The organism is Enterobacter cloacae complex sp. P16RS2 (assembly GCF_014982155.1).
Classification (GTDB): Bacteria; Pseudomonadota; Gammaproteobacteria; order Enterobacterales; family Enterobacteriaceae; genus Enterobacter; species Enterobacter cloacae_M.
Window position 1 is genome coordinate 204578 of record NZ_JADCKW010000014.1, and the last position, 12679, is coordinate 217256.

General features: G+C 55.5%; 14 protein-coding genes. 3 read left to right on the forward strand and 11 right to left on the reverse strand.

From position 1 onward, the window contains the following. Nucleotides 1–4: 4 nt before the first annotated feature. The 6 genes from adrA to INF68_RS10805 all read right to left on the reverse strand — a co-directional run bounded on the left by adrA (nt 5) and on the right by INF68_RS10805 (nt 5673). Entirely contained in the window at nt 5–1108 is a 1104-nt protein-coding gene (gene adrA, locus INF68_RS10780; RefSeq protein WP_126786046.1) for a diguanylate cyclase AdrA, read from the reverse strand. Nucleotides 1109–1210: 102 nt separating this feature from the next. Next, on the reverse strand, nt 1211–1531 hold the full coding sequence (gene psiF / locus INF68_RS10785; protein WP_023310534.1) for a phosphate starvation-inducible protein PsiF: 321 nt from the start codon (nt 1529–1531) through the stop codon (nt 1211–1213). A gap of 89 nt (nt 1532–1620) precedes the next feature. After that, complete coding sequence (gene phoA, locus INF68_RS10790) at nt 1621–3036, reverse strand: alkaline phosphatase (protein WP_126786047.1); 1416 nt, start codon at nt 3034–3036, stop codon at nt 1621–1623. Between the two features lie 99 nt (nt 3037–3135). Continuing rightward, nucleotides 3136–3396 (reverse strand): anti-adapter protein IraP, encoded by a 261-nt coding sequence (gene iraP / locus INF68_RS10795; protein WP_023310532.1) that lies wholly within the window; start codon nt 3394–3396, stop codon nt 3136–3138. Nucleotides 3397–3606: 210 nt separating this feature from the next. Continuing rightward, nucleotides 3607–4821, reverse strand: coding sequence for a multidrug efflux MFS transporter (locus tag INF68_RS10800; RefSeq protein WP_126786048.1), 1215 nt, complete (start codon nt 4819–4821; stop codon nt 3607–3609). 168 nt (nt 4822–4989) lie between these two features. Continuing rightward, nucleotides 4990–5673, reverse strand: a complete 684-nt coding sequence (locus INF68_RS10805) for an extensin family protein (protein WP_126786049.1) — start codon at nt 5671–5673, stop codon at nt 4990–4992. Nucleotides 5674–5776: 103 nt separating this feature from the next. Between INF68_RS10805 and ddlA the strand changes: the two genes are divergently transcribed. Further along, nucleotides 5777–6877, forward strand: coding sequence for a D-alanine--D-alanine ligase (gene ddlA, locus INF68_RS10810; protein ID WP_045356387.1), 1101 nt, complete (start codon nt 5777–5779; stop codon nt 6875–6877). Here ddlA and INF68_RS10815 read toward each other — a convergent pair. After that, on the reverse strand, nt 6874–7101 hold the full coding sequence (locus INF68_RS10815) for a DUF2754 domain-containing protein (RefSeq protein WP_023310528.1): 228 nt from the start codon (nt 7099–7101) through the stop codon (nt 6874–6876). The genes ddlA and INF68_RS10815 overlap by 4 nt on opposite strands. Nucleotides 7102–7350: 249 nt before the next feature. Here INF68_RS10815 and INF68_RS10820 point away from each other — a divergent pair, with 249 nt between their 5' ends. Continuing rightward, the gene (locus tag INF68_RS10820; RefSeq protein WP_008503287.1) at nt 7351–7650 is read left to right on the forward strand and encodes a DUF2755 family protein; all 300 of its coding nucleotides are present in this window, start codon (nt 7351–7353) and stop codon (nt 7648–7650) included. Here the strand turns inward: INF68_RS10820 and INF68_RS10825 are convergent. The 3 genes from INF68_RS10825 to INF68_RS10835 all read right to left on the reverse strand — a co-directional run bounded on the left by INF68_RS10825 (nt 7647) and on the right by INF68_RS10835 (nt 10628). Next, on the reverse strand, nt 7647–8744 hold the full coding sequence (locus tag INF68_RS10825; RefSeq protein WP_126786050.1) for a DUF1615 domain-containing protein: 1098 nt from the start codon (nt 8742–8744) through the stop codon (nt 7647–7649). The genes INF68_RS10820 and INF68_RS10825 overlap by 4 nt on opposite strands. Nucleotides 8745–8758: 14 nt before the next feature. Further along, entirely contained in the window at nt 8759–9979 is a 1221-nt protein-coding gene (gene sbmA, locus INF68_RS10830) for a peptide antibiotic transporter SbmA (RefSeq protein WP_023310526.1), read from the reverse strand. Between the two features lie 115 nt (nt 9980–10094). Then, a complete protein-coding gene (locus INF68_RS10835) occupies nt 10095–10628 on the reverse strand; it encodes an isochorismatase family protein (protein WP_126786051.1) in 534 nt (177 codons plus the stop codon). A gap of 204 nt (nt 10629–10832) precedes the next feature. Between INF68_RS10835 and ampH the strand changes: the two genes are divergently transcribed. Then, on the forward strand, nt 10833–11993 hold the full coding sequence (ampH, locus tag INF68_RS10840) for a D-alanyl-D-alanine-carboxypeptidase/endopeptidase AmpH (protein WP_023310524.1): 1161 nt from the start codon (nt 10833–10835) through the stop codon (nt 11991–11993). 2 nt (nt 11994–11995) lie between these two features. On the opposite strand, the gene INF68_RS10845 is transcribed toward ampH, so the two are convergent. Then, entirely contained in the window at nt 11996–12619 is a 624-nt protein-coding gene (locus INF68_RS10845) for a helix-turn-helix domain-containing protein (RefSeq protein ID WP_054830101.1), read from the reverse strand. Between the last annotated feature and the right edge of the window lie 60 nt (nt 12620–12679).

Below are 12679 nucleotides of genomic sequence, written 5' to 3' on the forward strand. Positions count from 1 at the left end.
GGCGTCAGGCGGCCACTTCGGTGCGGCCGCGCCCGGCATTTTTCGCCTTATACAGCGCCACGTCAGCCGCCTTTAGCCATTCCCGATAGTGTCCAAACTGCGGTCCCCAGGGGGCAACGCCGACGCTGATGCGCAGCGCTTCTTTTGGCGCGCACGGTAACGTCAGTTTTTCCAGACGCTCATGCAGTCGCGACATCACGGCGATGGCGCTCTCCGCCGCGGTCTGCGACATGATCACTGCAAACTCATCCCCGCCAAACCGGCCGATCGCATCGCCTGACCGTACCGACCGCTGGAGCTGACGCGTAATAGCAACGATCGCCTCGTCGCCCACGTCGTGCCCCCAGGTGTCGTTGATGTTTTTAAAGTGGTCGATATCAATCAGCAATATCGTGGCGGTGCTGTGGTCGCGCCGACAATGCTCAAATTCATTTCGCAGCAGCATTTCCCAGTGTCGGCGGTTGAAGACCCCGGTCATCCCGTCTCGTGTGCTCATCATTTCCAGCCGCTGCTTATGTTCCGCAAGCCTGACGGCGGTTCGGTGGCTAAGCCAGGCAAACAGCATGGGATACAGCACGAGCACGGGTAACGTTAAGCCCCACTCCACAAGGTCGGGGTTGAAGACGGCCACCTTCCCGACGAGTGGCAGCGTCACCAGCGCGGAGAGCAGGGTCAACGCGATCCCCGGGAGAAACAGACGACAGCCCCCGGAACCCATCATATTCATCCCCACCATCATCACCAGCGCTGCCGTGGGTAACGCATTCATCCCCATCACGCCGATCCAGAGCCCGGCAATAATGGCATCGATTTTAAGATTAAAAATTTCCTGCTGATGGGGTGAAGCGGCGCGGCAGGACAACTGCCAGGCAAAATGGGGCCAGACGAACGACCACCCCACCAGTAAAAGCCACCAGCCGCCGGGTAAAAAATGGGTGACCAGCATCCCAGCAACGGGGAAAAACATTGCCGCCAGCCCGACGGCGCGCGCCAGCCTGACTCGCCGGGCAAACTGAATGCCGGCGCGGTGAGGGTCATCCTGAGAAAGGGTTAAACTCCACTCTTCCCGAATGCGCTTTTTGTTGTAATACGTTTCATCATTCATCATTTTTGGGAATATTCTGAAACATTTTCCCAAATTATAGAGAGGGGGTCTGCGGGGAAAGTATGAAATTTCGGGTGAGCCGCCGGAGCCGCTCACCCGTTTGAACTACACTTTTTTCTTCAGGCACGCGCTCATGAACTTGCTGCGGTCGTCCCCTTTAAGGGACTGTTCGGTTGCTTTCGCATTACACTCGCGCATTTTTTGCTGCTGCGGCGTCAGGCTTTTTTCAGCCGGCTTCGCGGCGCCGTTTTTAAGGCAGTCGCTCATGTATGTCTTGCGGGCATCTCCCTTCAGACTCTGAGACGTCGCCTGTTGATTACAGGTGGTCATACGCTGTTGTTGCGGCGTTAGCGTCTTCTCTTCCGCGTTCGCCGATGCGATCAGGAACAGGCCAGAGAGCAGAGTAACCAGTAATGTTGTTTTCATTGCACCATCCTTTTGTGAACATTCCCTGTAAGTCTGGTTCGTGACAGGAAAAAAACCACCCGGCAGATGTGATTTCCGCCGGGATTTTATCATTTAAGACCCAGCGCCGCCTTCATGGTGTAGAACAGATCCGTTTGATCGGTCAGGCCTACCACGTTTGCCGCGTGCGGCCCATAGGCTGCAATGCGCAGCTGGGTGCCCGTGTGCTCCATGGACTCTTCCTCAGAGTTGCCGTAGCTCAACACCATAACGGCGCCATCTTTGGTATTCAGGGCCTGCGTCAGACCAGGGGCTTTGGTATCTGCCGGGATGATCTGGCTGGCGTGGGCATGGTCCGCGGTGACGATCACCAGGGTGTTGCCGTCTTTTTTCGCAAACTCAAGCGCCTTCTGTACCGCTTCGTCCAGATCGACGGTTTCGCCAATCTGGCCGCACGGATTCGCTGCATGATCCTGCTTATCAATCGACGCGCCTTCCACCTGCAGGAAGAACCCTTTTTCGCTCTTGCTCAGCAGAGAGATGGCTTTATCAGTCATCGCCGCCAGCGTCGGTACGCTGTCCGTGCGTTTCGGGTTAGGCGTACAGGTTACGGCAGGTTTATCGATATTGCCGTGATAAGAGGCTTTTGGTCCTTCCCAGCGCACGGGCATGTTGCCGTCAGAGAATAGCCCCAGCAGCGGCTTGTCCTGGTTCGCCTCGGTGATGGCTGCCAGAGAATTTGCGTCACTCACCAGCTGATAGCCGCGGGCCTGCGCCTGCTCGCGCAGCGTTTTGCCCTGCCACTCGCCCGCCGTCGCGGTTTCTGCGAAGGTTTTCGCGCCGCCCCCGAGGGTCACGTCAGGACGCGCGTTCAGCAGCTGTTCCGTAATCGAGCCTTTGCCGCCTTTTTCCAGCGCGTTCGTCGGACATTTTTCGCTGGTCACTGACGGACCGTAGCATTTACGCGAGGTTATATGCGCCACCAGCGCCGCGGGCGTTGCATCCTGAAGTTCAGCGGTGGAGACGTTGCCGGTCGCAAGGCCCGCCGCTTTTGCCATCTCCAGAAGAGTTTGGTGATCTTTTTCGTGAATATCCACACCCAGCGCGCCATTATAGGTTTTCACGCCGGTGGACCACGCCGTAGCAGAGGCCGCGGAGTCCGTGACGTAATCCGGTTTACCGGTTTTTTTATCCAGCGCGTAATGGGTATATTGTCCGGTCAGCGGTAATGCGTCGATACCTTTAAAAAAGCCGCCCGCACCCTCGGCATAATTTCGCGCCGCCGTGATTTCGGAATCCCCCATTCCATCGCCAATAAGCAGAATAATATTTTTCGCCGGCTTATCATTCAGCGAAGCGCGAATAGCGGCAGTTTGATCTTCTGATAAACGGCGTGCGCCGCCAGGCTGGGTGATATCCCCTTTTGCCGCGCGATTATCCAGCACGCTGGTTTGGGCAGTATCGGCATAAATGGCAGGGGTAATTAACAGGGGAAGTAATGCGATGAAAAGTGCGCTCTGTTTCAATTTATTTTCTCCATGTACAAATACATAAAAATAAAAACAGAGCGACTATAGGCATCCTGCATGACAATTCTATGACACGTCGTTACGTCCTGTGACGGTTTAGGTGCGCGGATGCCTTAACAGCTTCTTTACGTACTGGTGGAGCATCTCGGCATCCTCAACCGGAACCTGCGATTCAGGCCTGACGCTGTCCAGCGCGCCTTCCACGCTCTCAATCAAAGCCTGTTGATCGGTTTTCGCCATTTGTCGCAGCAGCGCGGTGACTACAATTTCCAGCGCTTCGACCTGGGCTACCAGCTCTTTTGACTCCTCTTCCTTTTGTGCCAGCTTGACCAGCAATTCAGCAATGAGATTTTTCATCGTGCCAATTCCTTTTTCAGTTTTGTCTGAAGTTATCACTCTGAATCCCTATTGCAAAGAGAAGAAATTAATTATGGTATGCAAAAGTGACACAGGAACGGAAATAAAGAGTCAGCGCCATGAGCGAAACGTTTTTCTATAAAAAGTAGCCGCATTTTGTTATATAAAAATGCGGCTACCATAAGAATATATAATACATCAACGAAACGATTATCTCGACGATTTCGCATCCGCAATTTGTCTGCGACGACGCAGCGCAATAGCCAGCTGGATAATATTGATTAAAACGACAATCGCCGTAGCCGCAAATACCCAACGAAAACCGGCCATCGCGGAAACGGATGCGCCAATAAGTGGACCGGCAACATTCCCCAGATACATAAATGACTGGTTATATCCAAAAATACGCCCCGTCACCTGGTCGCTGGAATATTTAACCAGCAGGGTCTGTACCGCAGGCAACATGGCGCCATCGGCAAACCCGAGCAGAAATCGCAGTACCCCAAGCTGAAGCGGAGAGGTGACAAACGACATCGCGAAGAAGAGCACGACCGCAAAAATCAGCGTCGCCATCAGGATGCGCGCCGTGCCGATCCTGTCACCCAGTTTCCCCAGACGCGGTGCGGAAATCAGGGCGGATACGCCCGGCACGGCGGCAATCATGCCGCTCAGAAAAGCGATATTTGTACTTTCCGGCTCCATCGACTTGATAAACAGCGCCAGAATCGGACCGACCGAACCGTTACAAAGCTGGATAACCATAGTGGTCACAAACAGGCTGATCATCAGTCCCGGATAGGGCAGCGAGGCGAAGACGGCCTTGCCGCTCAGGCGTTCAGATTTACTGATCACCGGGCGGCCCCCTTCTTTAATCAGAAAGAGCGTGACCAGAAAACTGACCACCAGCAGGATCGCGGTGATGATAAATACCGCGCGCAGCCCGACGTGGTCCGCCAGAAAGCCGCCCAGCAGCGGACCGCCGATGACGCCGCTGATCTGTGCCGTGGAGAGCGTACTCAGCGCCCAGCCGCTACGCTCGCGCGGCACCTGAGAGGCGACCAGCGCCATGGCATTCGGAATGTACCCGGACGTCAGCCCCATCACCGCGCGCAGGAAAAACAGCTGCCAGACGTTGGTGGCGAAGGCCTGCAGCAGAATGGCAATCGCCATCCCGAGCGAGGCGCGCAGCAGCATCAGTTTTCGGCCTTTCCGATCCGCCAGGCTGCCCCACATCGGTGACACAATGGCGGAGACCAGAAACGTGACGCTGAACGTCAGGCCGGACCACATGGAGAGCGCTTCATGCGAGGTCACCCCCAGCTGCGAGACGTACAGCGGCAAGAACGGCAGGATCTGGCTGATGGCCAGCCCGGTAAAGAAGCAGCCGAACCAGACCGAGATGAGATTAACTTTCCAGGATTCCATAAAGAAATAGTCTTCATTTTTAGGCGAATTCGCCTACAGATTAGCAAGTTACGCGTTTTGACGTCGCACCAGAGATGCGGCCTGACTGACTTTGGTGTTTTATCTTCCCAGTCATCATATTTGTGAAATAAGTCACAATTCATCCATTTTCTGGCGGAATATTATGCTTCACCGACAGACTCCGAAACCGCGCATTCCCAGATGAAAATGGTTGGCATGCGCCGCGTTATACTCCGGCCCGAGGCCGTTTCCGTAGTAGCCGCAGCTTGCCGACAGCATGGCCTTAAGCCATGGCTGCGTTGCTGCCGCCTTCCAGCCGTTCAGCACCGTGACGCGTTCCCCGTTCGCCAGCCGAAAGGCGGCGATATCCAGCGCCTCCGCCGTGGCATGCTCACTGCGTCGCGCGTCAGGGCGATGGTAAATATTGCGGCAGGCAAAGCTGCCGAGGTGGTCGATACGCGCCAGGTCGCTGCCCGTATAGCGTTTTGTTAACGGCCGGGCCTGCTGGCTGATAAACAGCGCAGAGCTGAGCGCCAGCGGACAGCTGGCAAGAAAGCTGCTGTTCAGGCCGACCGGGCCGAAATCACGCACGCGCACGACGTTGTTGAGCGGACACGCGCCACCGCTGTCGGCCACCGGCTGGGTGCGGATGAGATCTCTTTGGTTAGCCTGCGCGAGCAGGCTCGCGCACGCCTCGGGGGTTAGGCGCCGAAGCTTATACTGGGCGATTCGGCCCGGCGGGTCGTCCAGCGTCAGCGGTATGAAAGGGTTGTAGTAAGGCGGCAACCAGCGGTAACCCACCGTTGCAACGGCCACAATGATGAATACGGTCAGCAGCGTTTTTCCTTTCACTCTCCCCCCTCAACATTCCCCAAAACATTATGGCAGAAGGCCGCGAAACCCGCCGGGCATCGTGGTATGTTATTGGCTTTTCGTCAGACTGGAAGAGAGTGAGATGGCTAAGCAGCGCGTAGGTATTGTCTTTGGGGGAAAATCAGCGGAGCACGAAGTGTCATTGCAATCGGCCAAAAATATCGTTGATGCGATCGATAAAAGCCGTTTCGACGTGGTGCTGCTGGGCATTGATAAACAGGGTCAGTGGCACGTTAACGATGCCAGCCAGTATTTGCTGAACGCTCACGATCCGGCGCATATCGCCCTTAATCCTTCGGAAGTGAGCGTCGCCACCGTACCCGGCGTCGTGAAGGGGCAGCTCATCGACGCCGGCAACGCTCAGGCTCTCGCCCAGATCGACGTTGTCTTCCCTATTGTTCACGGCACCCTGGGCGAAGATGGTTCCCTGCAGGGGATGCTGCGCATGGCCAACCTGCCGTTCGTCGGCTCGGACGTCCTCGGCTCTGCAGCGTGCATGGACAAAGACGTCACCAAACGCCTGCTGCGCGATGCCGGGCTGAATATTGCGCCATTCGTGACCCTCACCCGCGCCAACCGCGACAAACACAGCTTCGCGCAAATCAGCGGAGAGCTGGGTCTGCCGCTGTTTGTGAAGCCTGCAAACCAGGGCTCCTCCGTGGGCGTCAGCAAAGTCACCAGCGAAGCAGAGTTCACGCAGGCTGTCCGTCTGGCGTTTGAGTTCGACCATAAAGTGGTGGTTGAGCAGGGCATCAAAGGCCGTGAAATTGAGTGCGCCGTGCTGGGCAACGATTTTCCACAGGCGAGCACCTGCGGCGAAGTGGTGTTAAACAGCGACTTCTACTCGTACGACACCAAATACATTGATGACAAAGGCGCGCAGGTTGTCGTTCCTGCGGATATCGATCCGGCGATTAACGATAAGATCCGGGCGATCGCCATTCGCGCTTATCAGACGCTCGGCTGCTGCGGCATGGCGCGCGTGGATGTGTTCCTGACGGCGGAAAACGAGGTGGTGATCAATGAAATCAACACGCTGCCGGGGTTCACTAACATCAGCATGTATCCAAAACTGTGGCAGGCCAGCGGCCTGAGCTACCCGGAACTGATCACCCGCCTGATCGAACTGGCGCTGGAGCGTCACGCCGCCGACAGCGCGCTTAAAAGTTCCGTAAACGGTTAATCGGCGCTCTTCGCCTCATCCGCTGTCGTCTCTTCAGGACGACGGCGGATAATCAGCCCCGCCAGCCAGAAACTTATCACCCAGGTCACCAGCCCGACGGCATAGGTTTGCCACCCTTTTGCTTCAAACCCCAACAGGCCCACGACACCGTTAAGAATAAAGATCAGCCCGATGGCAAAGGCGTAGTAGTGCCAGTCACGGCGTAGTTTGGACGTGAGCTTCATAACAACTCCGGCAGGAAAAAAAGACATCCTCTCACAGTTTTTCGGCCAGGTCTGTGGCATATACGGAAATTCTGAAACGCGACGCAATTTCACTTAAGTGATGAAATTGTGATGTGCTGCAGAAATCGACAATCCAGGAGAATTCCTGAGCGCAAATTACCACGATTCTGATATTGACAAATGCGATGACCTGTCAAACTCACCCCGTAAGACGCGTATTAAAACAGAGTGATACCACGGGAGGTCAACATGGCTGACTTTACATTGTCGAAACCGATTTTTGGCGGCAAACCAAAAACCTCCACGGCGGGTAATATTGCTTATGCCCTGTTTGTCCTGTTCTGCTTCTGGGCCGGTTCCCAACTGCTCAATATGCTGGTCCATGCGCCTGGCGTTTATGAACACCTGATGCAGGTGCAGGATAACGGACGCCCGCGAGTTGAGATTGGGTTTGGCGTCAGCACCCTGTTCGGCCTGATCCCCTTCCTCGCGGGATGTATGATTCTGGGCGTTGTGGCGTTAGTGTTGCGCTTTCGCCGCCGCCGTTAAAGCCCCATACAGCGCGCCCGGCGATCGTCCACGCGTTTTGCGAACCATGCGGTTGTCAGGTTACGCGTGATCTTCGGGCTTTCCAGCTGGATCCCCGGCAGGATCGCCCTCGGTAACGTTTTCCCACTTTTCTGCTCCGCAAGCGCAAACACCTTCTTGTACAGATCCGTTTTCTCAAAGGCCAGACTATCGCCTTTCTCAAGCTGACGGCGAATGTCGTTGTTGCTCAGACCCAGCGTTGTCGAAAGTTTCCGTACGGCCAGCTCGGTGCTCCCTGCTTCGCTGCTGCCGTAAGCGATGAGATCGCCGTCCAGCGCGAGCTTGACGCCACTTGCGCGGCTGACCGCACTCTGGAATGCCGCATTACGGCTGGCATACCAGCCCGCGTTAAAGTCGGCAAAGCGGTACAGCGGCTCATCGTAGTTCGCCGGATAGTTCAGCAGGTGATACGTGCCGAACCACAGCCCACCGCGCAGGGAGAAGACCTCCTGACGCACCGTACCGTCGATTTTCCACGGGTAGCCGTCGGTATGCTTCTCCGCGAACGCGATGCTTACCTGCATCGGACCGCCGGTGTGGACCGGGTTCAGTGAGCCAAACAGCTTCTGCCCCATTGGGACCATGCTGATGAAATCATCAAAGATGGCGCTAAGCTGTTTTTCGGTTTTCACCGTATCCAGCCTTTCGCTGTAGCTTTTACCGTTCGGCGAGGTGATTTTAAGCGCGGTGTGCACGAGGAACACCGGGATATGCATGGACTCCGCGCGGCGGTCGATCTCTTTCCAGGCAATTTTGTTCAGACCCGGCACCACCGGGTCTGACTGGTACATTGACTCCTGCTGCGCCACCGCCAGCACCGAGCAGATATTCTCCTCGGTCGGCGCAATCTTTTGGCTCTCAAAGGTTTTTGCCAGCGCGTCTGCCCACGCATTGCGATCCTTCACGCTGGCGGGCATTTTCTGCCTCACAACGCTCGCCACATCGACGGGCTTCTCCCCCTTTTTGAGCGGAGCAGCCCCTTTTTCGGCACAGCCTGCCAGCACAAGAGCGGCCAGCAAGGACAACGGTAACGCGCGCGGTACGGCAAAAGACATAGCAACTTCCTGTATTAGCTAAATGTGTTGGTGACTTCCTGCAGGTCACGATCGTCCAGCTCACGTTCAAAACTGCGCAGACGTTTGTAGATGGACATCAGTTCTACCAGGGTGGTCCAGGAGCTGATCAGGTACTGGAACGAGCCTCGAACCTGACCGAAAACGTTGGTAATCTGCGTCATCAGACCGAGCGTAATCGTACCCGCAACAATCGACGGGAACAGCAGGAACAAACCGAAAACGTTATCCACCTGCAGATACAAAATACGCGCGATGTTGAAATACATATAGTGGAAGTAGAGTCGGAAGTAGTTACGACGCACGGCGCCAAACAGCTCGCGGACGGTCGGCGGCGAGGCGCGGTTGGCATCATCTTCGCCGTAAACCAGCTCTTTACGGTAAGCGGCTTCCACGCGTTGATTTTTAAACTCCAGACCCGGCAGCTTGATCCCCACTACCGCCAGCAGGCCCGTGCCCATCAGCGACCAGACGATCGCGGCAATCACCAGACCATAAGGAATATGACCGACAATAGGCAGATCCGGCACGTGCGCAGAGAGCGTTACCAGCACGGGCAGGAAGGCGATTAGCGTCATGATGGCGTTGATAAAGCTGACGCCCATATCTTCAAGGGTGGAGGCAAAACGCATGGTGTCTTCCTGCACGCGCTGCGCGGCGCCTTCGATATGGCGCAGGTGCTGCCAGTGCGCCATGTAATGTTCATTCATCGCGGTACGCCAGCGGAAAACGTAGTGGCTGACGAAGAAGTTGTTCATCACGCCGATGATAACCGCAATCAGGGCGATACCGAGGAAGATCCCGACTTCATGGTAGAACTGGTTGATGGTCACCTTGTGCGGCGAGCTCAGCGCGGTCTGGATCAGATCGTAGAACGGCGCATACCAGGCGTTCACCGCCACGCCCACCTCCACGAGGAACCAGGTGACAAAGATAATTAGCGATGTGCCGAGGATCGACCAGTACTGCCAGCGGTGCGGAGAATACATAAACCAGAACAGCGCAAACAGCCCTACGCACACCATATAGTAGGCGTAAAACAGCAGATAGCTCAGCGACCAGAAGCGCGCCGCGCTAATCGGCACCTCGCCCGTTGCTCCCGTGATACGCGTCAGCCATGCGCCGCCGCCCGCCTGCCAGAAAATGACAGCGATGAGTGCCCAAATAAATGCCGACAGGAAAAAAGGCCCCGGCTTTGGGAAAAAAGACTTAAACATAATGCTTCCTTCTTGTTGTTATGGCTGTTGCTGTGCACAACACGTTACCACACGAAAAACCTGCCCGAGCCAGCCTCCCGGCTCCGGCAAAAAGGTCAGACCCGAGCGTTAATTATTAGTTCGCTTTCCAGTTTTCAAGAATTGTTTCGGTGCGTTTCACCGCGAGAGGATTCGCCGGCGCGATGAAGTTACGCCAGACGTCGTTGTGGTGGTTAATCAGGATCTGCGCATCTGCCGCCGGGCGATTGGCGGTAGTGTGGGCATCTTCCGCCACGATAATGTGATAACCCCGGCTGACGCCGTTCTTAATCGTCGCATCGACGCAGTAGTCGGTGGCGCAGCCGCAGATGACAAACTCGCGAATGCCCTGCTCACGCAGCAGCGCCTCTAGCGCGGTGTTATAGAAGGCATCACAGGCGGTTTTAGTGACGTAAAGCGCGTCAGCAGGCTGATGGAGTTCAGGCAGTAGCGCAAACCCTTCGCTTCCCTCTTCCAGGCCCCCGGCCTCGGCATGCTGAATAAAAATCACCTTGTCGGCTGCCTGCGTAAGCTGGTTGATCAGAGAGACACATTTTTCGCGCTGATGACGAGGGGTTTCAAATACCCCGTTCTGCATATCGACAACCATAACCACACGCTTCTCAGACATACCGTTCTCCGTAAGATTGAGTGACACTGGTGCCTATCATAAGCCCGATGTCACAAAATGGGAGATGGCTCGTCAGTAAATTGTTCATATTTACCCATGGTTACGTTTTTCTCGCTATCGTTATGCAATTCGGGGCATTGCGCGGTACCGTTTAGTAGTATAAATACCCATTACTTTCCTCATTCACTTCATGGATGCTTTTCGTTGAAACGTTGTCTGCTCTCTTTTGCCGCGCTGTGTGCGGTGAGCTTTTCTACCGCCCAGGCAGCCCAACCGCTGACGGCGCCCGTTTTAGCTTCAGATATTGCCGATCGCTACGCGAACCTTATCTATTACGGCAGCGGCGCGACCGGGATGGCGATGGTCGTCATCGACGGCAACCAGCGTGTGTTCCGCAGCTTTGGCGAGACGCGCCCAGGAAATAACGTTCACCCGCAGCTGGATTCCGTTATCCGCATCGCGTCCTTAACCAAGCTGATGACCAGCGAAATGCTGGTTAAGCTGCTCGACCAGGGTGTGGTGAAACTCGACGACCCGCTCAGCAAATACGCGCCTCCAGGCGCCCGGGTTCCAACCTATCAGGGTACGCCGATTCGGCTTGTGAACCTTGCCACCCACACCAGCGCGCTGCCGCGTGAGCAGCCAGGCGGGGCGGCACACCGTGACGTATTTGTCTGGCCAACGCGCGACCAGCGCTGGAGCTATCTGAGTACCGCCACGCTGAAGGCGGCGCCGGGTTCGCAGGCCTCTTATTCAAACCTGGCCTTTGACCTGCTGGCGGACGCCCTTTCAACGGCGGCTGGCAAACCCTACACGCAGCTGTTTGAAGAGCAGATAACCCGTCCGCTGGGTATGAAAGACACCACCTTTACCCCGTCCCCGGATCAGTGCCGTCGCCTGATGGTGGCGGAGAAAGGCGCTAGCCCCTGTAATAACACGCTCGCAGCCGTGGGCAGCGGCGGGGTCTATTCCACGCCTGGCGACATGATGCGCTGGATGCAGCAGTTCCTTTCCTCAGATTTCTACGCTCGCAGCAGCCAGGCCGATCGCATGCAGACCCTGATTTATCAGCGCACTCAACTGCAACGCGTCATCGGGATGGACGTGCCGGGTAAAGCCGACGCGCTCGGTATGGGCTGGGTCTATATGGCACCGAAAAATGGCCGTCCGGGTATTATTCAGAAAACCGGCGGCGGCGGCGGATTCATCACCTATATGGCCATGATCCCGCAGTCAAACGTGGGCGCATTTGTGGTGGTCACCCGCTCCCCGCATACGCGTTTCGTCAATATGAGTGACGGGATTAATAACTTAGTGGCTGAACTGAGCGCCAATAAAGCCCAGGTTCTCACCGCGTCTAACTAATTTTAATATTCCGTGGGCAAGCGGTTGATGCTGACCAGCTTGCCCCGGCTCATGTTGATATAGTTTCCCTGCCTCAGGGCGGCAAGCACCTCGGCAACAACGGAGCGTGAAATTCGTGTGCTCTGTTGAATATGATTCATCACACCGATTTTTGAACGCAGCGTTTCATCCCATTCCGCCATATTCAGCAGCATCGAGCGGATCTGGTGATAGGAGTTATTTCCCACCAGCTGCTTATCGCGTTTCTCGAGAATATAAGTTATCCAGGATAACCAGCAGAAGGCCTCTTTCCAGAGTGAATACTGCTGGATAAGTTGACGGGTGGTTTCCGTGGGCAGATAAAAACCGGTACAGGCTGTTTTAGCAATCACCCTGTATTCGTGAGAGTGATTAATCACCACCGTAGACAGCCCGAATATAAAAGGGGCAGTCGCAATCCCCACCAGCAGTTCATCAGAAGTTCGATAAACCTCAATAACGCCGGTTTGTAATACGATCGTACAAGGCTCATTCCATTCGTCTGACGTAATTAATTGCTGGGGCGCACATGTAAAAGGGGTACTGGCCGCTGTTAAATGCTGTTCGAGCCGGCGTAATTCAGAAAGTGGTTTCGCATTAACGTTCATGCAGACCTCAAGTCATCCGTATTTGTCGGTTCAATATTATTTTTATTACCTGTATAAAAA